This is a genomic window from Pseudomonas huaxiensis (assembly GCF_003231275.1).
Taxonomy (GTDB): Bacteria; Pseudomonadota; Gammaproteobacteria; order Pseudomonadales; family Pseudomonadaceae; genus Aquipseudomonas; species Aquipseudomonas huaxiensis.
In genome coordinates this window covers 125,585-147,183 of the sequence record NZ_QKVL01000003.1, presented here as the reverse complement: position 1 = coordinate 147,183, position 21,599 = coordinate 125,585, and the positions used below count along the sequence as shown (strand labels likewise).

Genomic DNA, 21,599 nt, shown 5'->3' with positions numbered 1-21,599 from the left:
GGTGGGAGGGACGGCGGCACAGCCTTGAGGCGACGCGCGATAGGCGCGGCGCGGTTGTGAAACGGACGGGAGCGCCTGGCGCTCCCGTCCGGCGTTTGCAGCGGCGCTTACTTCGGCAGTTGCGCGGCGATGCCTTTGACGTAGTAGTTCATGCCCGCCAGTTCGGCGTTGCTGGCCACGGCGCCCTCGGCGATCTTGACCGCGCCGCTCTGGTCCAGGATCGGGCCGGTGAACGGGTGGAACGAGCCGTCCTTGATGCTGGCGATGATCTGCTCGGCTTCGCTTTTCACGTCGGCCGGGACCAGGTCGCTGATCGGCAGTTCGACCGTGCCTTCAGCCAGGCCGCCCCAGTAATCCTGGGATTTCCAGGTACCGTCGATGACCGCCTGAGTGCTCTTGATGTAGTGCGGGCCCCAGTTGTTGACGATGGAGGTCAGCACGGCTTTCGGCCCGAAGTGCGCCATGTCCGAGGCGTAGCCCACGGCATAGACACCGCGGCGTTCGGCGGTCTGGATCGGTGCCGGGCTGTCGGTGTGCTGGAAGACCACATCGACGCCCTGGTCGATCAGCGCGTTGGCGGCGTCGGCTTCCTTGCCCGGATCGAACCAGGAGTTGACCCACACCACCTTGATTTCGGTGCCGGGGTTGTACTTGTCCAGGGCCAGCTGGATGGCGTTGATATCGCGCAGCACTTCCGGGATCGGGAAGGAGGCGACGTAGCCGATCTTCTTGCTCTTGGTCATCTTCGCGGCGAGGAAACCGCCGACGTAGCGACCCTCGTAGGACGTCGCCAGGTAGGTGCCGAGGTTCTTGTCCTGCTTGTAGCCGGTGGCGTGTTCGAAGGTCACTTTCGGGAACTGCTTGGCGACCTTGGCGGTGGGGTTCATGTAGCCGAACGAGGTGGCGAACACCAGGTCGTAGCCGCCCTTGGCCATGTTGCGGATCACCCGCTCGGCGTCGGCGCCTTCCGGCACATTCTCGACGAAGCTGGTGTCGATCTTGTCGCCGAACTGCTTGATCAGCGCCTGGCGGCCCTGCTCGTGCTGATAGGTCCAGCCGTGGTCGCCGATCGGGCCGATGTAGACGAAGCCGACCTTCAGTGGATCAGCGGCGTAGGCGGACAGCGCGGTGCTCAGGCCGATGGCGGCAGCGAGGGTGCGTAGCAGGTTTTTGCTTTTCTTCTGATGCATCTGGGGTTGGCTCCTGTAGGTCTTTTATAGTGGCCGTGTCGGGCTTTTCCCTTACTGCAAAAAGCTGACCAAGCGGGCAAAAACCGGGTTTTTGCGGGGTGTAGCGATTGGGGTGTAGCGGATCGGTTCTGGGGTGGTGCGTGATGCTTTTAAGGTCGCCCTTTGCTGGTGCATCAGTGCCCCGCCTTCCACGGCTGCCCCAGGGAAACCGGCGCATACAGCCGGGTCTTGATCGCATCCCGCGACAGCACCACCAGCACCAGGATGGTCGCCACATACGGCAGCATCGCCAGCAGGTTGGCCGGGAAGCTGACACCGATACCCTGGGCCACCAGATGAAGGATGCTGGCCAGGCCGAACAGGTACGCGCCGAGCAGGACGCGGAACACGCGCCAACTGGCGAACACCACCAGTGCCAGGGCAATCCAGCCGCGTCCGGCGGTCATGTTTTCTGCCCACATCGGCGTGTAGGCCAGCGACAGGTAACCACCGGCCAGACCGGCCATGGCCCCACCGAACAGCACCGCCAGGGTCCGCACCCGCAGCACCGGCAAGCCCATGGCGCTGGCGGCGTCGGGGTTTTCGCCGACAGCCTGGAGGATCAGGCCGATGCGGCTTTTCAGCAGGACCCAGGCGATCACTCCGAACAGCACGAAGGACAGGTAAACCAGCACATCCTGGTTGAACAGCATGTGGCCGATGATCGGCAGGTCGGCCAGCAGCGGGATGGCTACCGGCTCGAAGCCGGTCAGCGGCTTGCCGACCCACGCCGCGCCGACGAAGGACGACAGGCCGACACCGAAGATGGTCAGCGCCAGGCCCGTGGCGACCTGATTGGCCTGACAGCCGAGCGCCACCAGGGCGAACAGCGACGACAACAGCATGCCGGCCACGCAGGCCATGAGCACGCCAAGCCACAGGTTGCCGGTGGCGAAGGCGGCGATGAAACCGATCACCGCGCCGAACAGCATCATGCCTTCCTGGCCGAGGTTGAGTACGCCGCTCTTCTCGCACACCAGTTCGCCGAGGGCGACCAGCAGCAGCGGGGTGCCGCAGCGCACCATGGCGTAGAGGATGTTGCCAAACAGATCGAGATCCATAGTCGAAGCCTCAGGCTGCGCGCAGGCGGCGGCAGCCAAGCGAAAGAGTGAGAGGGGGCGTCAGGCGCTGGCCGTTTCAGCGAGCGCGGCGCGGCGACGTCGGTTCAGCTTCAGCCGGGGCGTGTAGAGGATCAGCACATCGCAGGCGAGCAGGTAGAACAGCATCATTCCCTGGAACAGCCCGGTCAGTGATTGCGGCAGGTTGAGGGTCATCTGCGCGTTCTCGCCGCCGAGGTAGAGCAGCGCCATGAGCAGGCCCGCAGCGAGGATGCCGAACGGATTCAAGCGACCGAGAAACGCCACGGTGATCGCCGCGTAGCCGTAGCCGGGCGACACCTGCGGCACCAGTTGGCCAATCGGCCCGGTGACTTCGCTGACCCCGGCCAAACCCGCCAGGCCGCCGCTGATCAGCAGGGCCAGCCACACCAGGCGCTTCTCGCGGAAACCGACGAAACCGGCAGCGCGCTGGTCCAGGCCGAGCACCTTGATCTGGAACCCGAGAAAGCTCTTGTGCAGCAGCACCCACACCGCGACCAGCGCCAACAGCACGAAGTACAGGCCGATGTGCACGCGGCCGTCCTCGAACAGTGCCGGCAGGCGGCTGGCGTCACCGAACATCGCCGACTGCGGGAAGCTGAAACCGTCGGGGTCCTTGAGTGGGCCGTGGACGAAGAACAGCAGCAGGTTCAGGGCGATGTAGTTGAGCATGATGGTGGTGAGGATTTCGTTGGCGTTGAACCGCGTGCGCAGCCAGGCTGCCAGCGCGCCCCACAAGGCGCCGGCGAGGCTGCCGGCGGCGAGCACCCAGAGCAGCGCCCAGCGGCTTTGCCAATCGATGAGGTGGATGGCCAGCGCACTGCCGGCCAGCGCGCCCATCAGCAACTGGCCTTCGGCGCCGATGTTCCAGATACGCGCCTGATATGCCACGGACAAGCCGAAGGCGCAGAGCAGAATCGGCAGTGCCTTGAGCAGCAACTCGGAGATGCCGTAGAAGTCGCTGATTGGCTCGATCAGCAGGGTGTGGAACGTCTGCAGCGGATCATGACCCAGCGCGGCGAACAGGATCGCTCCGCTGATCAGGGTCAGCAGCCCGGCGAGCAACGGCGAAAGCAGAAGCATGGCGCGCGACTGCTGGGTACGGGGTTCGAGGGATAACAGCATGGTGGGCTCTCGTCAGGCGGCGTCTTGCGGGGCATCGAACTGGCCGGCCATCCAGCCGCCGACCTCCACGGGATGGGTGTCGGCGGTGGCCTTGAGCGGCGACAGACGCCCGCTGCACAGGGCGCCGATCCGGTCGCTGATCTGGAATAGCTCGTCGAGGTCTTCCGAGATCACCAGGATCGCCGCCCCGGCATCGCGCAGGGCGATCAGCGCGCGGTGAATCGCAGCGGCGGCCCCCACGTCGACGCCCCAGGTCGGGTGCGCGGCGACCAGCAACTTGGGGTTCTGCAGGATCTCGCGACCGAGGATGAACTTCTGCAGGTTGCCACCGGACAGACTGCGTGCCGCGGTGTGGGCGTCCGGGGTTTTCACCGCGAAGCGCTGGATGATCTCTTCGGCCAGTGCCAGCACCTTGCCCGAGCGGATCAGGCCGCGGCTGACCAGCCCTTGTTGAAAGGCGGTGAGCAGAGCGTTGTCGGCCAGGCTCATGTCCGGCACGGCGCCGTGACCGAGACGTTCCGCGGGGACGAACGCCAGGCCCAGGGCGCGGCGGGCGTCCGGGTACAGGTTGGCCATCGGCTGGTTGTCGAGGGTGACGCGCTCGCGTTCGTTGGCGGGCAGGCGCGTCTCGCCGCTGAGCAGTGCGAGCAGTTCGTCCTGGCCATTGCCGGCGACCCCGGCGATACCGACGATCTCGCCGCTGCGCACTTCCAGGCGCAGGTGCTCGAAGGACGTGCCGAATGGATCCTTGTTGCGCCAGCTCAGATCGTCCACCCGTAGACGCGGCAGGCCGCCGGCGGTCTTCGGGTAACTGGCCTCCAGCCCCTCCGCGTCGCCGACCATCAGCCGTGCCAGTTCCAGGTCGCTGCAGCGGGCGGGCACGCAGTCGCCCGACACTCGGCCGCCGCGCAGCACCGTGGCGCTGTGGCACAAGGCGCGGACTTCGCCGAGCTTATGGCTGATGAACAGAATGCTGCAGCCCTCGGCGGCGAGGGCGCGCAGGGTGATGAACAGCTCATCGACCTCTTGCGGGGTGAGCACCGAGGTGGGCTCGTCGAGGATCAGCAGCTTGATGTCCTGCATCAGGCAGCGAACGATCTCCACCCGCTGGCGCTCGCCAATCGACAGGCTGTGCACCAGTCGTTCAGGCTCCAGGCCCATGCCGTAGCGTTGCGACACCTCACGGATGCGCGGCGCCAGTTGCTTCGGCGTACCGGCTTCGCGACCCAGCGCCAGGGCGATGTTCTCCGCCACGGTCAGCGTCTCGAACAGCGAAAAATGCTGGAACACCATGCCGATGCCGAGACCACGGGCTTGTGCCGGATCACGGACCTGAACCGGCCGGCCCTCCCAGAACACCTCGCCGGAGTCTGGCGCGGTGACGCCGTAGATGATCTTCATCAGCGTGCTCTTGCCGGCGCCGTTCTCGCCGAGCAAGGCATGGATTTCACCGGCGTCGATACGCAGATCAATGCGGTCGTTGGCCAGCGTGCCAGGGTAGCGCTTGGTGATGGCACGCAACTCCAGGCGCAGGGGGGATTCGGACATGGGACTGCTCGGTGGTGATTGTTTTGAACAGCTTCAAAGCAAAAACATGGCCAAGTGGTCAGATTATTTGCGCAGGCCCGTGTCAGAGGGCTTCGCGGAGGGGTGTCAGAAGATTCTTGTGCGAGGAGGCGGGACGGGTGTCTGGTTTTGGGGCGGGAGTGCGCTTCATGCTGGTGCGAAGCTGATACCGTCTGGACATAGCCAATGCCTTGCACAGCAGCAGACAACTCGGGGGGCTTTAACCATGACCACCATTCGCAACATCGCACTGGCGATACTGCTCGGCATGCCGGTTTTTTCCCATGCCGAGCCGAGCGTCGAGGTCGGGTTTTCTCCGGAAGGCTCGGCGCGAAAACTGGTACTGGAAACCATCGGCAGCGCGAAGCACAGCATCCAGATGCTGGCCTACGCCTTTCAAGCCACCGACATAACGCAGGCGCTGGTGGATGCAAAGAACCGCGGCGTGGTGGTGCGCATCGTGGTCGACAAGAAACGAAATCTCGGCAAAACCAGCAAGGCCGCCATGGACTTCGTGACTTCAAATGGGATCGAACTGCGCACCAACGACCAGTTTCACCTCCATCACGACAAGACAATCATCGTTGATGGTCATACCGTCGAGACGGGGTCGTTCAACTATGCGGCGTCTGCCGAGGTTTCCAATTCGGAGAATGTGGTGGTGATTCGGGGGATGCCGGAGGTAGCGCGTAAATACGGTGCTCACTGGCGGTCGCGGTGGGATCTGGGGGAGCGGTATTTGGAGCGTTGAGTGGTCAGTACCCAGCAAAATCAGGGTTTTCAGGCACAAAAAAGGCACTTGCGAGATTCGCGAAGTGCCTGATCTGTTTTGCGTTTGGTGGGCCGGGGTAATCTGAATTGATTCTATAACATGTTGATTATTATAGATTATTTTTGGTTAAATTTTTTATTGGAATACCTTTTGGAATACCATTCGCGAATCTTCTTAAATTCCTACCTTTACGTCGATCAATGCTCAATTCCACAGCTGTTCGTCGGATCTCACTTTTGAGCGGAGCCAACGGCTTCTGATGGCCATTGCTGGCGATTGTGCATTCCTTCACTCGCTCTGGCGAGTCAGCACATGCCTTATTGCCTTCGAGTACAGCAAATGGGCGGTCTCTACTACTTCCTGCTCCAACGCCCGGCGAATACCGCGTCGGCGGCTACTACAGTACCACCAAGGCTGACGATTTCTATCTTGCTGCGGACGTGGCACAGGAGCCGCTGAGCGATACAGGCTCAAATCCCACAACAACAAACACGGCGCCTAGTGGGTGGTGCAGCATCAGGTCTACAAGGATGCGACCAACCCGGCCCGGGCGCTGACCTTGTTCAGCGACGCCACTGTGCATAACAAGGCCACCAACAAGATCGATCGCTGGGTATCAACAACATAGTTTGACACAGCCCGTCGTGTAAATCGGGGTTTATATGATGATTAGGGGTAAAGGCAACAGAAACATAGATTGACCCAAATGGGTTGCGATTGAAATACAGGCCCCGATTGCTCACAACATAGTTTGACACGAACAGCCAGATAAGTAGTCATGAAAGGGGAGCGCATAAACTGCGGTCTTCAGCACAAGCTCAGTGCGATGTCTAAATCTGTGCGCAACCTACGGCCGGCTCCCATAAGCACATAAACCGTATTTTTCGTCTCAAATAAGCAGTTGTGGGTGAAGGAAACCTCCAACGTTGATCTGACCCAATCACCAGGTGCAAAACGGCCTTTACTATCTTGGATAACGGTCAATGCGTAAATCAGGACAGGGACAAGCCCTCTATCGGTGATGGCTGTTCGTTGACGTGTTGTAACTTGAAGGTCCAAGATTACCCAATCAGCAACAAGGCAATATACACGGGAAGGAAAATGCAGATTTGCGAGTGCAACTGCATCTAAGTCAGCGAGTGAGCACCCGTTTATTTTCTCGCCTGCGGAAAGCAGCGAGGTAAACGCCGCCAAATTCATTCATCCCTCCAGGCGGTTGGTAAATCGACTCGATCGTGAATTATCCCTAAGCATAGCTCCCAGGAAACAGCTTGGTGTTGATGGCGACGAATAGCAGCTAGGTCATCTCACACCTTGTTTCTCAACTTTCCCTTTATCTTACTGAACGGGATGATTTCTATTGGCTACGTGACATCAAAAAGCGGTTTACGCCAATAGCCCTTTATGCCATTGGTCGTGCTTAACCCAACCTCGGGGTAGGTGCCGATGTGGGAGAAACCGAGCGCTTCATGGCTACCTATGCTTCCCGCGTTGGGTAAGGCGATGCCGCTATAGGCTGCATGCCCCCCCTATTTCTCCAGGATTGGATATTGGTTTAACAGAAATACCGCTCACACAGAATCGGTGTATTTGCGTTTTTTATGATCCTGCGTTAATCATTTTCTGGCACTATGACTCGGCGCAGCGTAAACGCACCACGTAGCTCTCCTAGAGCAAAGCCGCGGGCTTTATCCTGCGGGTAGCGTCTATCTATTACAGCAGCCAGTTCCGGTTTTATCTCCTTGCCATGGCATCCTAAGCACGCTTCACCTGTAGGGATAGCCTTCATCATACGGAATTCACCCTTTACGATTTCCGAATGCGCTAAACCAGATAATGCTTCACCCGCCGCAGCGCGCTTAACAAATTGCTCAAGAACCTGCTTTTCCCAAGCATCTGGTACGTTACCCGGATTTCGAACCTTTAATGCTGTGCGGCCCACAACCCACGGTGTTTGACTGTGCTGATCAGCAATTTGCGGTGCGAGCAACTGGCAAGCCTCAACGGCTTTGACTGGTCCACCTGTCTGCATAGCTGATTTCACGGTGTCCATAAGATGCTGCTGGAAGGGGGGAATAAGAATTGCCCCTTCAGCAGTCATCTTTTCGAGATCGTCAGCATAGGCTCCAACACTCAATGCTCCGCTCAGAAAAAACGTTACCATCCGCATATCAATCTCCTCGTACTTTAATCGATCGAACTGTTGGCGTTAACAAAAATGGCCTTGGCGGCGGTGTTAGAGCACGATCTGAAACGTGCATCTGCTCTTGTCAGGTGGCGACGGCATTGGTGCATGCCAATTATTTAAGTGAATCAATGAACGACAGCAACTCAGAGAACGTTAAGTGGAATTTTCAGGTAGCAAGTGCCATTGCCTTCAGCTGGAGGCAAATTACCTGCTCGCATGTTCACTTGCACGGATGGCAGGATAAGTGTCGGCATGCCCAACGTAGCGTCCCGTGCTTGGCGCATAGCAACGAAATCTGCTTCGCCAGTGCCCTCATGCGCATGAACGTTATGGGCTCTTTGCTCGGCAATGGTGGTTTCATTGCGGTAGTCATCTCGACCCGGTGCCTTGTAGTCGTGGCACATAAACAAACGGGTATCGTCGGGCAACTCGAACAACTTTTGAATGGACTGGAAGAGTTTTCGCGCATCGCCGCCGGGAAAATCGCATCGGGCAGTGCCGTAATCAGGCATGAACAGCGTATCGCCGACAAAACCAGCATCACCGATTAGATAGGTCATGCAGGCCGGTGTATGTCCTGGTGTGTGGATGGCGTGCGCTTCGATCCCTCCGACCAAAAAGCGCTCACCGTCTTTCAGCAGCCGGTCGAATTGACGACCATCAGTGGCAAACTCGCTGCCAACGTTGAACAACTTACCAAAAGTATTCTGAACCACGGTGATCTGCTCGCCGATGGCCAGTTGGCCGCCCAACTCGCGCTTTAGATACTGCGCTGCGGAAAGATGATCGGCATGTACATGGGTTTCCAGTAACCACTCCACCGTAAGGGCTTGCTCCCGCACGTAGGCAATTAGACGTTCCGCGCTTTTGCAAGACGTGCGACCCGATGCGAGATCGTAATCCAGCACTGAGTCGATAACGGCGCAGTGACCTGTATTCGGATCACTGACAACATAGCTGTAGGTATAGGTAGCGGGGTCAAAAAAAGCTTCTACATGGGGTTTCATGATGGAATTCTCTTTTCGATATACGAAGTAGAGTGCTGATCTACCAACGGGATTTGGCAAGGAACTGTGATCAGCAATGCTTATCTAAACCACCACGGGCACCTTCAGGCGCCCGCCAGTGTGCAACGGTGGTCGCTCAGCAACGGTTACAGGTTTTGATGCCAAGCAATGTATAGACAGGGCAGAATCGGAAAATGCCGGTGGCCAGCGGCACTAAACCTATCCAGCCCCAAACGCCGATCACACCGGACAAACTGAGGCCAATAAGAAGCAGACCGGCGACAATGCGCAGGCTACGATCGATGGTTCCAATGTTCGCTTTCATGGTGATCTCCCGATCAATGGTTGCGCCGGGTCTCCAGCGCAGTAAACAACAACATGCCGGCCAGCATGGCCAACATGAATACGATGATCTGCCAGCGCCCTGTCAGCAGAATGGCCACTGCGGGGCCAGGACAGATGCCCGCTATTCCCCAGCCGATGCCAAACAACAGGCTCCCGCCGATCAGGCGCGGGTCCAACTCACGTTTGATCGGTAGTTGCATTGCCTTTCCCAGCAGCGAACTGGATTGTTGGCGTGCCCAGGTCAGCGGGCCAATGGCTATGCCGATTGCGCCGACCATGACCAACGCCAAGGAAGGGTCCCAGGTACCGGTCAGATCCAGGAAAGCGAGTACTTTGCTCGGGTTGGCCATGCCTGCCAGAAGCAGACCCAAGCCGAACAGCACACCTGCAACGAATGCGCTCAGTTTGGTCATGTCCCCCCCCTCAGAAGATGACGCAATACAAACACTGTGGCAAAACCACTGGACATAAAGCACACAGTGGCAGCCATTGATCGCGGCGAAAGGCGCGATATGCCGCACACCCCGTGGCCACTGGTGCAACCAGAACCGTATCGTGTGCCGATGCCCACCAATAAACCGGCGACGATCAATCCGAACCAGCCACTTTGGAACTCAATCTGCGGCAGCGTGGCGAACAAGCTCCATAGAAGCGGCGCGATTAGTAGGCCCAGGAGAAAAAGTGCTTTCTCACTCCCCCCCTCGCTATCACGTTGTAAAAGACTGCCGATAAGGCCGCTGATGCCTGCGATACGCCCGTTGGCGACGACGAATAGACTAACCGCCAAGCCAATCAATGCGCCGCCTGCAAGGGATGACCAGGGAGAGAAGTTGAGCCAGTCGACATTCATTCAGCCTCTCCCGCGCAAAACTGTTGATACAGCGTTTGTATGACTGCCAATGCTACGGGGCTACCGATGCGATAGAATACTTGCTTGCCGTCACGTCTGGTTTCCACTAACCCCTCGCGGCGAAGGACTGCTAGTTGTTGAGAAAGCGTTGGCTGCCTTATCCCCAACAATAACTCCAGATCGCTAACATTACGCTCGCCTTGGGACAACTGACATAGCAGCAGCAAACGATCCGAATTGGCCAAGGCTTTCAGAAATTGGCTTGCAGCATCAGCATTTTCTCGTAGGTGGGCAATATTTATCTCAAGCATAAAATGTTGATGCACCTCTTCTATTACATTTGTTTTTTCGACGCATTCTCTATCAGATATTTTTATATCGGAACTTAGTAATTAAGAGCCTTGATAATTAATTGATTGATCCTTTGAAAAATAATGTTTATTAGGATCAATTGCGTCATAGGCAGCAGGATCTGCCTCCCCTTTTAACTGGGCACGCTCCAAAAAAGTGCAACCCGAGAGAATAGATATTGAAACTAGCAAAGCAAGAAGGACTTTCATGTTGTCATCTCTAGTCAGTTAGTAACTTGCTACGGCCCAGATGCTAAGATTTACCTTATCATAATATGTATTTCTTGCAACTGTTTTTTTAGGTTTCTAACAAGCGCCTGTAACGCCGCCCTCAGCGGCATCGCTACCATTTACAGTTGGATAGGGCATCTTTACTAGCATCGAAGTCTCTTGGAGGCATCAGCGTTCGATTTTGTGCTAAAGAGGTAGTGAAACCGTATGCTTTTGTAAGCTCTTGTTTTTTAAATACTTTTTACAAGCAAAGCCAGTGCAACAATCACCGAAACAGCGGCAAATCCTTTTTGTAAATGTGGACCCGCTAACCGGGCAGCAACCAAGCGCCCACAAATCATTCCAACCAATGCTCCAAGCGAGAACGGTAGGGCAATCGCCCACTGCAGGTGCCCTGTTGCAGAGCTTGCAGCAACACCGGAGATTGAAACTAACGCAATAACGGCAAGAGACGTTGCAAGCACTGACTGCGCTGTCAAATTGGTATATCGCTGGAGCGCCGGTACCATTACAAAACCACCACCCACCCCTAGCAAGCCAGAAAGCGCTCCTGCGACTATGCCGGAAAGTGTTAGTGCCCACGCGCAAGGGCCAGTCCAGTTAAGCTTTCCTCGGTTGACGTCCAATAGACAAGGTGGTGGTTTAGATGTGACGTTGCCCTTTAACTCCGTGGAGGGGGCGAGCGATCGTTGATAGACCCGAAACGCAACGTACATCAGCACGAAGGCAAACATGATCGTCAACGGGCGATTAGGTGTGCGCTGCGCCAGCCAAAGGCCAAGGGGAGAACAGACGATCCCAGCACCTGCAATTAACAGCGCGGCTTTATAGCGAACGGTGCCGTTTTTGAGTCCCATCGCGGCACCCAAGGTCGCGGCTAAACCGACAGCCAGTAAACCAATCGGCCCTGCCTCGGCCATGCTCAATCCAACCCCAAATACCAGTAATGGAACAGCCAGTATTCCTCCTCCGGCGCCGGTCAGAGCCAGAATGACTCCAACGGTAAGTCCAAGCAGTAAGACAACAATCATCTGATCCTCCTTGCTTTTAGTTCTAATTTCATATGTCAGCCAACTCAGGTTTCGCCATCCATTCATGCCCCTTGAGCATTCCTTTCCAATATAGAGGTGGAAGAATCCGCTCCTTGAGCAGCCATGCCAACCTCGATGGACGGGTACCGTCAATCAGCCAGGATGGAAAGCTGGGGGCGACTTTGCCGCCATAAGTGAACTCAGCCAGTACGATCTTGCCGCGCTCAACCGTCAGCGGGCAGGAGCCATAACCGTTGTAATGGGCGCTGCCTTTTGCTTTACCCATTGAGGCCAAAACATTATGAGCAACGACTGGCGCCTGCATGCGTGCTGCTGCCGCGGTTTTTGCGTTGCTGGAGTTGGCAGCGTCTCCCAGTGCGTGAATATTTACCCAGGTTTTATGGCGCAAAGTGGCAGGGTCGACATCAATCCAGCCAGCCGAGTCAGCGAGAGGGCTGACCCGAATGAAATCCGGCGCGATCTGCGGAGGCACCACATGAAGCATATCGAAGTCGCGCGTCACAAGATGGGCGCTGCCATCCGGGTTGACGCAGTTGAACGTTGCAGTTCGAGCGGGCCCATTCACGCTAGTGAGTGTGTTGCCGAAATTCAGGTCAATACCATAGGCCTTGATGTATTCCATCAGTGCCGGCACATAGTCGGCAACTCCGAACAGCACCGCGCCGGCGCTGCAAAACTCGATCTCGACCTTGTCCAATACACCGGTACGTTTCCAATGATCGGCAGATAGATACATTGCTTTTTGCGGCGCCCCGGCACATTTGATCGGCATGGGCGGTTGCGTGAAAATCGCCCGGCCACCACGCAATTGCTGCACCATTTCCCACGTATAAGGGGCAAGGTGGTACAGGTAGTTTGAAGTCACGCCGTTGCGGCCCAAGGTGTCAGACAAACCCTCGATGGCATGCCAATTGAGCTTGAGGCCAGGGCACACGATCAGTTGTTCGTATTTGACGACTCTGCATCCATCAAGAATGACAGCATTTCTCTCAGGTTCAAAAGCGGCGACCGCCGACTTGATCCAGTGCACTCCTCGGGGGATGGTCGTGCCCATCGTATGGGCAGTTTGGGGTGCATCGAAGACACCGCAGCCGACCAGTGTCCAGCCTGGCTGATAGTAATGCACATCTGCCGGGTCGATTATGGCAATGTCGAGTCCAGGTTCGCGCGCGAGCAAGCTCGAAGCAGTCGCGATCCCCGCCGCACCGCCACCGATGATGACTACGGTATGCTGCGCCTCCGCCACTTCAACCGGCGTGCGTCCCTGATTCGCAATCCGGCGAATGACGCCTTTCATATCGAAGCCGGCTTTTTTTGACGTCTCGACGATCTGTGGCAGGGATTGCTGGCCCGCTTGTGACAGTGCCCACATCGTTGTCGAACGCATGCCTGAACGGCAATACGCCAACACCGGCTTTGGAAGCGTTTCAAGTAGTTTGCCGAATGCAATGACTTGTTCGTCAGTCACTTTGCCTGATTCAGCAGGGAGGTAGTGCGCTTCAATACCGACCGCTTGGGCCTCACGTTTGATTTCGGCAAACAAGGGTTGATCGCCGCCTTCGCCATCGGGACGGTTACACACAATGGCGCGAAAACCGGCGTCTTTTATTTCTGCCAATTGGTTGGAAAAAATCTGATCTGATACCGACAGTCCAGGTGCAAGGCGGCGAATCTCCATAAGGGTCTCCATTATGGGTATTTTTCTAATGAGTTTTTGGGGAGGGCAGCATCAGGCTACGTCGAGCGGGATTTTCAGATAGCGCGTCCCGTTCGATTCGGGCTCAGGCAAGTGCCCGGCACGCATGTTGACCTGAACAGATGGAAGGATCAGTGTCGGCATGCCCATCGACGCGTCACGCTTAATTCGCATCGCAACGAACTCCTCCTCACTGATGCCATTGCGCACATGAACGTTGCGCGCGCGTTGGTCTGCAACCGTACTGACGAACTGCACTTCGCGGCCACCAGGCTGGTAGTCGTGACACATATAAAGCAAGGTGTTGACAGGTAAACTCAGCACCTTGTTGATTGACTTGAACAAGGTATGCGCATCGCCGCCGGGAAAGTCACAGCGCGCAGTGCCGTAGTCCGGCATAAACAAGGTATCGCCAACGAATGCACTCGTTTCGGTCCCATCCGTTATCACATAAGTCATACAGGCAGGTGTATGACCTGGTGTATGAAGCGCTTGGCATTGCAGTGTGCCAATGGCAAACGGCTCGTCATGAACGAACAGGTGATCGAACTGGCTTCCATCGCGTGCCATATCGCCACCTGTATTGAAAAGCGTGCCAAATACCTCTTGCACCGTTGAAATCTGGCTGCCTATCCCTATTTTTCCACCGAGTTTTTCCTTCAGGTATGGCGCTGCCGTCAGGTGGTCTGCATGTACGTGGGTCTCTAGAATCCAGTCGACCCTCGCTTTGAGTTCGTTCACCCTCGCAATCAACTTGTCCGCAGAAGTTGTGGCGGTGTGACCAGACTTCGGGTCGTAATCAAGAACGCTGTCAATCAAAGCGCAGTGGTTGGTCGCTTGATCCAGCACGAGATAGCTGACGGTATTGGTAGCAGAATCGAAGAATCCTTCGACGTGAAGTTTTACGCTCATGACCTGTCTCCTTAGGGGGCTGTACCGAGCCGCTCACACTAGCGACTGAACAAGCAATAAACCTGCCAAGTAGAAAAGAAGTGAGAAAACTTACTTAACTAATTGTTTTTATTAGATTTAATTTTTTACTGGCTGCAGTGATTTTCATGCGCAGACCTAAGAGAACTGCCATTGGCAGTGAAAGTTGACAGGAGTGGCAGTGTCATAACAGGATTGATAGATCCTCAGGAGCTATCATGAAGACCATCATCCCCCCCGCTAACAACTCTCTCCCGCACCCGGATCAGGTCCGGTCACTTGTTTCGTTCCTTGAGCACGAACCACAGCCGATGATCGTGCTTGATCCGGACTACAACATCCTGGCTGCCAACACCGCCTATCAGCGGCAGTTTGGTAGCGTTGACAAACCCTTTATCGGTCATAAGTGTTATCAAATCTCACACCATTACGATGTCCCTTGTGATCAGGCAGGAGAGAGTTGTCCGATGAAAAAAGCGCAGGAAATGCGCGGGCCCGATCGTGTTTTACACATTCACCACACACCTCGGGGGCCAGAGCATGTCGATGTTGAATTGCGCCCGATTTTAGATGAGCGCGGTGTTATTACCGCCTATGTGGAGCGTCTCACACAGGTCCGCAGCGCGTCAGCGCGACCCAGCAACGAAGGGCTGGTGGGTTGTTCGCCCGCTTTTAACCTCGCCCTGTCTGAGTTGCAGCGGGTCGCACCATCAATGCTGCCAGTACTGCTATTAGGCGAGTCCGGTACGGGCAAAGAGTTGTTCGCTCGCGCGGTACATGAAACCAGCGAGCGGGCCACTGGACCATTTGTAGTCGTGGATTGCTCAGGATTGACCGAAACGTTGTTTGAGAGCGAACTGTTCGGTCATGAAAAAGGAGCATTCACCGGCGCCTCTGCGCGCAAGCCTGGTTTGGTCGAGACGGCCCAAGGCGGCACGTTGTTTCTTGATGAGATTGGAGATGTTCCGCTGGCCATGCAGGTGAAACTGTTGCGCCTGATCGAATCGGGCACCTATCGCCGTGTTGGGAGTGTAGAGACCCTTCACGCTAACTTCAGGTTAATTGCTGCGACCCATAAACCATTGGAAAAAATGATGGAGAAAGGTGAGTTCAGGCAGGACCTGTACTACCGCATCAGCACCTTCCCAATTCAGTTACCTCCCTTGCGCAACCGGGTTGAGGACATTGGTTTGCTTGTTAATTCATTTCTGCAACGTGCCGGTCCAGGCAAGCGCCGACTTACGATAGATGCGGATGCTCTGACACAATTGCAGGGGTTTTCCTGGCCCGGCAATATTCGTGAATTACGCAATGTTCTGGAGAGAGCCAGTCTGTTCGCTGACGATGGTGTGATCCGTTCCATAAATTTGCCCCGGGCATCCGTGGTGGCATCTGCCCAAGCCTCTACTTCAACTCCGCTCGACGGCAGCTCGTTGGTGCAGGCACTGGCTACGTTCAAAGGTACCCGCAGTGAGCTGGCCAAGCACATGGGGATTAGTGAACGTACTTTGTACAGGCGCTTGAAAGAGCAGGGGCTGGTCTAGTAGCCAGCACCCACGCCGAAATTCTGCCAATGACTGCCAGAGTGGCAGTAATTGGCAGCACACTGACCTACCTGCCCCCTCCGCGCACCGCTGGATTATTATCCAAGTACTTGTTTTAAATGGATAAAAATGAGTTTCTAGCCTTTGGCATGCAATGTGCTAACTGCATAGACATGACCATTTCCGACAAACGACTGCGACGCCATCTGCTCACGGCAGTAGTGATCAAGCTACTTGTGCTGACAGTGCTGTGGTGGCTGTTCATCCGGGATTCGCACGTCAGCGTCGACTCGAACACCATCGGCGCAAGGTTCGGTGTACCCACCTCGACTCAAGGGGCAAGCAAGTGATTTCAGAACAACTGGTGGATTTGTCTCGGCTGCAGTTTGCAGCCACTGCGCTTTACCACTTTCTTTTTGTACCGCTCACGGTTGGCATGGTGTGGCTGCTCGTCATCATGGAAAGCGTCTATGTCATGACCGGCAATGTCATCTGGAAAGACATGACGCGCTTCTGGGGCAAGCTGTTCGGCATCAACTTCGCCCTCGGGGTGACGACGGGTATCACCCTGGAATTTCAGTTCGGTACCAACTGGGCTTATTACTCGCACTACGTCGGCGACATCTTCGGAGCTCCACTGGCCATCGAAGGCTTGATGGCGTTTTTTCTTGAATCGACCATGATCGGCCTGTTTTTCTTTGGTTGGGATCGTCTGAAGAAAGAGCACCACTTGCTGGTCACGCTGCTGATGGCGATTGGGACAAATCTTTCAGCGTTGTGGATCTTGATCGCCAATGGATGGATGCAGAATCCGGTGGGTTCAGAGTTCAGCTACATCACCATGCGCATGGAGATGGTTGATTTCTGGGCGGTGGTTTTCAACCCGGTGGCGCAGGCCAAGTTCGTGCACACCGTCTCCGCCGGTTACGTCACCGGCTCGATGTTTGTGCTGTCGATTTCCAGTTGGTATTTGCTCAAGAATCGTGATGTTGAGTTTGCCAAACGCAGCTTCCGGGTGGCGGCCGCCTTCGGTCTGGCCTCAGTGCTGAGCGTGATCGTGTTGGGTGATGAGTCGGGTTACACGGTGGGTGAAGCGCAGCAAACCAAGCTGGCAGCCATGGAGGCGATGTGGGAAACAAAGCCTGCGCCAGCGGGCCTGACATTGGTAGCTAGCATCAACGAAGCCGATTCCAAAAATAACTGGGAAGTTGAAGTGCCCTGGGTGATGGGCTTGATTGGCACCCGGTCAGTCAGCAAGCAAATTCCAGGCATCCATGACATTAAAGAAAAAAACCGTGCTCGCATTCTCCGCGGCATTACCGCCGTCAATGCGCTTGAGGCCCTCAGGGCCAATCGCAGCGATTCGGTGGCTTTCCAGACGTTCGAAGAATACAAATCCGATCTGGGCTTTGGCCTGCTGCTTAAAAAGTATGTCGAAGATGTTAACCAGGCTACGCCGGCCATTATCGAAAAGGCCGTAAACGATACAGTACCGCGCGTGACACCGATGTTCTGGGCGTTCCGTATCATGGTAGGCCTGGGTTTTGCCATGCTTATGCTCTTCGGGCTTGCCTTCTGGAGCACCTTAAAGTCGACCTGCACGCGAAGCCGCTGGTTACTGCGCTGGGCACTTTGCATGCTGCCTGCGCCATGGATTGCCTGCGAACTGGGCTGGTTCGTCGCTGAATACGGCCGTCAGCCATGGACCATCTACGGTGTCCTGCCGACCCACATGAGCGTATCCACGCTTAGCGTCAACAACCTCTATGGCTCGCTGGCGGGATTCATCGTTTTCTACACCGTGCTGCTGGTGGTTGAAATGTTCCTGATGGTCAAGTTTGCCCGTCAAGGTCCTGGCAGCCTCGGTACAGGCCGTTATGTCCACGACGCCCATTTGAAGGAACTCCACCATGCTTGATTACTTCACACTGAAAATTATCTGGTGGGCTCTGGTCGGCGTGCTGCTGATCGGCTTCGCCATCATGGATGGTCACGATATGGGGGTTGGCACGCTGCTGCCCTTTGTTGGCCGCAATGACCTGGAGCGGCGCGTCGTTATCAACACCGTTGGTCCGCACTGGGATGGGAATCAGGTTTGGTTCATCACTGCAGGCGGCGCATTGTTCGCGGCGTGGCCTGTGGTATATGCCACCGCATTCAGCGGATTCTATTGGGCGATGATTCTGGTCCTTTGGGCGCTGTTCTTCCGTCCGGTGGGTTTTGACTATCGCAGCAAGATTCACAATTCCACTTGGCGCAGCACTTGGGATTGGGGACTTTTTGTGGGTGGGACCGTACCCCCCATTGTATTCGGGATCGCGTTCGGTAACCTGTTGCAAGGTGTACCGTTCCACTTCAACGACCTTCTGGTATCGACGTACACCGGCAGTTTCTGGCAACTGCTGAATCCCTTTGCGCTTCTGACCGGTGTGGTGAGTAGTGCAATGATCACCTTGCAAGGCGGTACCTATCTGGCACATCGCACTGAAGGTGTTATCCAGGCGAGGGCAATCAAAGGCGCAGTTGGTGCGGCGATTGTGTTGGTGTGCTCATTCATCGTTGCCGGTATCTGGTTGCAATCCATAGACGGTTATCGCATCACGTCAGTCGTTGATACCGCCGGACTGCCCGATATTCTCAACAAGTCTGTGGTGCGCGAAGCGGGCGCCTGGATGGCCAACTATGGTCATTATCCTTTGTTGTGGCTGTTGCCCGTACTGGGGTTGGTTGGCGCAGCAGGTGCCGCCATGTTGCTGATGATGCGTCGCACACTTTCGGCGTTTGTTGCCTCATCGTTTGCGGTGATCGCCGTCATCAGCACGGCAGGTGTGTCGATGTTTCCATTCATCATGCCGTCATCAACAGTGCCTGCCGCAAGCCTTACTGTGTGGGACAGCGTCTCCAGTCATTTAAGCCTGGCCATCATGTTCTGGGCCACGCTGATCTTCATGCCACTGATCGTGATTTACACCTCGTGGGCATATCGCGTTATGCGGGGCAAAGTCACCGTCGCACAGATCAAAGCCAACGAACATTCAGCCTACTAGTGCCGGCAAAGGAGTAATAAACATGTGGTATTTCGCCTGGATGCTGGGAGTCGGTTTTGCATTACTACTGGCTATATTGAATGCGATGTGGGGCGAGAATGAAGCTGGCCGAGCCTTGAGTGACAATGACGAGGCACAGTCATGATGCCAAATATCGCTAGCACCCAATCTTCCTCACGAATTCATCCGCTGAGTTTGGTTATCGCCGTAACGATCATGCTTGCCTGCACGCTTTATCCTCCCATGATGGCAGCCGCCGATGGGAAAGTTGACCATGTGCTGGCTGCGGCATTGTTTGCTGCTATGAGCGTAGGCTTTGTGAAGGGTGTGGGTTTTGTCCCGCGGACGCTCGCTTGGCGGTGGCTTTTCTCAGGCTGGACCTGCTTTGCAGCACTTGCGCTTGCTGGGTGGGTAAAGTGTCTAAATTGAGGGGTGAAGAGATGACTGAACTCTTGAGTTCGCAGCATAGGGACAGCGTCAGTACCTATCTCCAGCTAGGTGGTGAGGCAGGCATTCGTAAACTCGTTGACCGCTTTTACGAGCTGATGGAGACGCTATCTGAAGCGCGAGTAGTACGCCGGATGCACCCACCGGCTCTTGCTGAAAGCGCTGACAGTCTATTCAAGTTCCTCAGCGGCTGGTTCGGCGGCCCGCCGTTATTCCAATTGGAGCGCGGCCACCCGCGTCTGCGCATGCGACATGCGCCCTATGCAGTCAGTATCGTTGAACGCGACGAATGGATGTTGTGCATGCGTCAGGCGATTGATGAGCAGGTGAATGACACAGCGTTGAACAGCAAGCTGCAACTTATGTTCTCAGAAATGGCCGATCATATGATTAATACTGATGGGAGCAGCCCAGGCATTGGGAGTCCAACCTGAACGCTTTACAGGCTTTAAGCTTCAGAAGTATTTGACATGCATTTAACTGGTTTACCCGTTCCCATATGGGGACAAACCAACTGATGATTTTTAGTGTCTTATTCTGAATATCATCATTATTGCAATACTAAGCCTAAGAGGTTTTCGCAATGGATATCGTTCAGCAGTCGAGCTTTCCGCGCATCAATGAACCAGCGCCCGCCTTCAACGTCCGAACCACTCATGGAGATCGTACATTAGACCACTATAAGGGCAAGTGGCTGATCTTGTTCTCCCATCCTGCGGACTTTACGCCGGTCTGCACTACAGAGTTTATTGGCTTTGCAAAGGCAGCCCCACAATTTGCCAAAATGGATTGTGAGTTACTTGGCCTTTCGATCGATAGCCTATTTTCGCATCTGGCTTGGGTGCGCAATATTGAAGAAAAATTTGGCGTCAGCATCCCGTTCCCGATTATTGAAGATATCAAAATGGACGTTGCTAAAGCCTACGGTATGATCCATCCTGGCGCAGCTGACACTCAAGCCGTGCGTGCTACCTTCTTCATCGATCCAAATGGCATTTTGCGTGCGATGGTCTACTACCCAATGAGCAATGGTCGCAGCATTGAAGAGTTCGTACGCCTATTAACCGCCATGCAAACATCGGATGCGAACGGCATTGCAACGCCCGAAAACTGGTGCCCTGGCTTACCGGTCATTGTGCCTCCACCGAAGACCGCCGAAGCCGCAGCAAATCGTGCCGCCGAAGGGTACGATACGGTTGATTGGTACTACTCGACCAAGTCACTATAACCTTTCGGAGTTTATTGCTATAGATTATTTAATCATCTGGTGCGTATTTACGCCCAGATGATTTTCCAATAAAACTAAATCAAATAGAAATAATCAACCAAACTAACTGGAGTAGTCAAGAATCATGATAAAAACTGCGCATGACTTAGTAAGTGAGGCGAAAGCACTGATCGATGAGGTCGCCATCGAAGACGCAGATCGTGCGATTCAGGAAGCAGATATGCTTATCGATGTGCGTGAAGCGGATGAATATGCTGCTGGACATATTTCAGGTGCGATACACGTGTCGCGCGGTATGCTGGAATTTAAACTTACTAACGATAGTACGCTCAACTCCAGAGAGCTTAAAGTAGTAATCTATTGCAAGACAAGTGGCCGTGCCGCACTTGCGGCCGCGTCGATGAAAAAAATGGGCTACCTGAATGTTAAATCGATCACCGGAGGATTTGATGCCTGGGTTAGTGCGAAAAAACCAATTTCAGCTCCGCATCTTCCAACCTTCGATTAACATCTGATGTTTAATTAGGTTCAGTGCTAATTTCGATATTCGAGTCGAAGTGGCGTCATGCGCTCACTCTTAAATATTTAATCACCAGTTTTGGTTTCTGTGCAGAAAACTGTTGTTCTTTCGCCACGCTGCCAAAAAAAGCTCCTCAGATTGACTTGATAGTAGGAGATGCCAAACGGGATGAAAAATAATACTCCAGATAAGTCAAGCGCCCTGCGTATATATGGCGAGCGTAAGTTATTATTATAAAATTAAAGTGGCTGAATTTGTGTCAGAGCAGATAAGTGATGCTGATGCTTCATAAGAAATATTTCCAAAAATTCTGACGTGGTTCGTTTGTGGCTATTTTGGGCGCCAATCGTTACTGCGACAAACTTCTAGTTCAAC

General features: G+C 55.2%; 25 protein-coding genes and 1 pseudogene. 10 read left to right on the top strand and 16 right to left on the bottom strand.

Annotation, left to right across the window (positions count from 1 at the left end; all coding sequences use genetic code 11):
• Window positions 1-107: 107 nt before the first annotated feature.
• From DM374_RS05595 to DM374_RS05580, 4 genes are all read right to left on the bottom strand, one after another.
• Window positions 108-1,190: a BMP family ABC transporter substrate-binding protein gene (locus tag DM374_RS05595; protein ID WP_110968981.1), complete on the bottom strand. Its 1,083-nt coding sequence runs from the start codon at window positions 1,188-1,190 to the stop codon at window positions 108-110.
• Between the two features lie 173 nt (window positions 1,191-1,363).
• Window positions 1,364-2,290, bottom strand: a complete 927-nt coding sequence (locus DM374_RS05590; RefSeq protein ID WP_110968980.1) for an ABC transporter permease — start codon at window positions 2,288-2,290, stop codon at window positions 1,364-1,366.
• Window positions 2,291-2,350: 60 nt separating this feature from the next.
• On the bottom strand, window positions 2,351-3,451 hold the full coding sequence (locus DM374_RS05585; protein ID WP_110968979.1) for an ABC transporter permease: 1,101 nt from the start codon (window positions 3,449-3,451) through the stop codon (window positions 2,351-2,353).
• Window positions 3,452-3,463: 12 nt separating this feature from the next.
• On the bottom strand, window positions 3,464-4,999 hold the full coding sequence (locus DM374_RS05580) for an ABC transporter ATP-binding protein (RefSeq protein ID WP_110968978.1): 1,536 nt from the start codon (window positions 4,997-4,999) through the stop codon (window positions 3,464-3,466).
• Window positions 5,000-5,243: 244 nt separating this feature from the next.
• On the opposite strand from DM374_RS05580, the gene DM374_RS05575 reads away from it, so the two are divergent.
• Window positions 5,244-5,768, top strand: a complete 525-nt coding sequence (locus DM374_RS05575; protein WP_110968977.1) for a phospholipase D family nuclease — start codon at window positions 5,244-5,246, stop codon at window positions 5,766-5,768.
• An 828-nt stretch (window positions 5,769-6,596) separates the two neighbouring features.
• On the opposite strand, the gene DM374_RS05565 is transcribed toward DM374_RS05575, so the two are convergent.
• The 12 genes and pseudogenes from DM374_RS05565 to DM374_RS05515 form a co-directional block, all read right to left on the bottom strand.
• On the bottom strand, window positions 6,597-6,989 hold the full coding sequence (locus tag DM374_RS05565; protein WP_110968976.1) for a DUF6957 family protein: 393 nt from the start codon (window positions 6,987-6,989) through the stop codon (window positions 6,597-6,599).
• A gap of 164 nt (window positions 6,990-7,153) precedes the next feature.
• A pseudogene (locus DM374_RS34150) lies at window positions 7,154-7,318 on the bottom strand (N-acetyltransferase family protein); the annotation flags it as partial.
• Window positions 7,319-7,401: 83 nt separating this feature from the next.
• The gene (locus tag DM374_RS05555) at window positions 7,402-7,890 is read right to left on the bottom strand and encodes a Tll0287-like domain-containing protein (RefSeq protein ID WP_404821297.1); all 489 of its coding nucleotides are present in this window, start codon (window positions 7,888-7,890) and stop codon (window positions 7,402-7,404) included.
• Window positions 7,891-8,120: 230 nt separating this feature from the next.
• Entirely contained in the window at window positions 8,121-8,984 is an 864-nt protein-coding gene (locus DM374_RS05550) for an MBL fold metallo-hydrolase (protein WP_110968974.1), read from the bottom strand.
• A 136-nt stretch (window positions 8,985-9,120) separates the two neighbouring features.
• A complete protein-coding gene (locus DM374_RS05545) occupies window positions 9,121-9,309 on the bottom strand; it encodes a YgaP family membrane protein (RefSeq protein WP_047229595.1) in 189 nt (62 codons plus the stop codon).
• A 13-nt stretch (window positions 9,310-9,322) separates the two neighbouring features.
• Complete coding sequence (locus DM374_RS05540; RefSeq protein ID WP_110968973.1) at window positions 9,323-9,742, bottom strand: DUF6691 family protein; 420 nt, start codon at window positions 9,740-9,742, stop codon at window positions 9,323-9,325.
• Entirely contained in the window at window positions 9,739-10,179 is a 441-nt protein-coding gene (locus tag DM374_RS05535) for a YeeE/YedE family protein (protein WP_110968972.1), read from the bottom strand. Before DM374_RS05535 ends, DM374_RS05540 begins: the two co-directional genes overlap by 4 nt.
• A complete protein-coding gene (locus tag DM374_RS05530) occupies window positions 10,176-10,490 on the bottom strand; it encodes an ArsR/SmtB family transcription factor (RefSeq protein ID WP_095036843.1) in 315 nt (104 codons plus the stop codon). The genes DM374_RS05535 and DM374_RS05530 overlap by 4 nt, the downstream gene beginning before the upstream one ends.
• Window positions 10,491-10,571: 81 nt before the next feature.
• On the bottom strand, window positions 10,572-10,739 hold the full coding sequence (locus tag DM374_RS33100) for a hypothetical protein (protein ID WP_157969667.1): 168 nt from the start codon (window positions 10,737-10,739) through the stop codon (window positions 10,572-10,574).
• A 251-nt stretch (window positions 10,740-10,990) separates the two neighbouring features.
• The gene (locus DM374_RS05525) at window positions 10,991-11,791 is read right to left on the bottom strand and encodes a sulfite exporter TauE/SafE family protein (RefSeq protein ID WP_095036844.1); all 801 of its coding nucleotides are present in this window, start codon (window positions 11,789-11,791) and stop codon (window positions 10,991-10,993) included.
• A 28-nt stretch (window positions 11,792-11,819) separates the two neighbouring features.
• Window positions 11,820-13,490, bottom strand: a complete 1,671-nt coding sequence (locus DM374_RS05520; RefSeq protein WP_110968971.1) for a bifunctional protein tyrosine phosphatase family protein/NAD(P)/FAD-dependent oxidoreductase — start codon at window positions 13,488-13,490, stop codon at window positions 11,820-11,822.
• 51 nt (window positions 13,491-13,541) lie between these two features.
• On the bottom strand, window positions 13,542-14,420 hold the full coding sequence (locus DM374_RS05515; RefSeq protein WP_110968970.1) for an MBL fold metallo-hydrolase: 879 nt from the start codon (window positions 14,418-14,420) through the stop codon (window positions 13,542-13,544).
• A gap of 236 nt (window positions 14,421-14,656) precedes the next feature.
• Here DM374_RS05515 and DM374_RS05510 point away from each other — a divergent pair, with 236 nt between their 5' ends.
• The 9 genes from DM374_RS05510 (at window position 14,657) to DM374_RS05470 (ending at window position 21,212) form a co-directional block, all read left to right on the top strand.
• Entirely contained in the window at window positions 14,657-15,982 is a 1,326-nt protein-coding gene (locus DM374_RS05510; protein WP_110968969.1) for a sigma-54 interaction domain-containing protein, read from the top strand.
• Window positions 15,983-16,155: 173 nt separating this feature from the next.
• Window positions 16,156-16,332 (top strand): cytochrome oxidase putative small subunit CydP, encoded by a 177-nt coding sequence (gene cydP, locus DM374_RS33430; RefSeq protein ID WP_164747899.1) that lies wholly within the window; start codon window positions 16,156-16,158, stop codon window positions 16,330-16,332.
• Window positions 16,329-17,900 carry a cytochrome ubiquinol oxidase subunit I gene (locus DM374_RS05500; protein WP_110968967.1) on the top strand — a complete coding sequence of 524 codons (1,572 nt, stop codon included), beginning with the start codon at window positions 16,329-16,331 and terminating at the stop codon, window positions 17,898-17,900. Before cydP ends, DM374_RS05500 begins: the two co-directional genes overlap by 4 nt.
• On the top strand, window positions 17,893-19,029 hold the full coding sequence (gene cydB, locus DM374_RS05495) for a cytochrome d ubiquinol oxidase subunit II (protein WP_110968966.1): 1,137 nt from the start codon (window positions 17,893-17,895) through the stop codon (window positions 19,027-19,029). Before DM374_RS05500 ends, cydB begins: the two co-directional genes overlap by 8 nt.
• Window positions 19,030-19,051: 22 nt before the next feature.
• Window positions 19,052-19,174 carry a cytochrome bd-I oxidase subunit CydX gene (gene cydX / locus DM374_RS05490; RefSeq protein WP_047574401.1) on the top strand — a complete coding sequence of 41 codons (123 nt, stop codon included), beginning with the start codon at window positions 19,052-19,054 and terminating at the stop codon, window positions 19,172-19,174.
• A complete protein-coding gene (locus DM374_RS05485) occupies window positions 19,171-19,458 on the top strand; it encodes a cyd operon YbgE family protein (RefSeq protein ID WP_110968965.1) in 288 nt (95 codons plus the stop codon). Before cydX ends, DM374_RS05485 begins: the two co-directional genes overlap by 4 nt.
• Before the next feature lie 11 nt (window positions 19,459-19,469).
• Window positions 19,470-19,910 (top strand): group II truncated hemoglobin, encoded by a 441-nt coding sequence (locus DM374_RS05480; RefSeq protein ID WP_110968964.1) that lies wholly within the window; start codon window positions 19,470-19,472, stop codon window positions 19,908-19,910.
• A gap of 149 nt (window positions 19,911-20,059) precedes the next feature.
• The gene (locus tag DM374_RS05475) at window positions 20,060-20,704 is read left to right on the top strand and encodes a peroxiredoxin (protein WP_110968963.1); all 645 of its coding nucleotides are present in this window, start codon (window positions 20,060-20,062) and stop codon (window positions 20,702-20,704) included.
• Window positions 20,705-20,831: 127 nt separating this feature from the next.
• The gene (locus DM374_RS05470; RefSeq protein ID WP_110969114.1) at window positions 20,832-21,212 is read left to right on the top strand and encodes a rhodanese-like domain-containing protein; all 381 of its coding nucleotides are present in this window, start codon (window positions 20,832-20,834) and stop codon (window positions 21,210-21,212) included.
• Window positions 21,213-21,599: the final 387 nt, after the last annotated feature.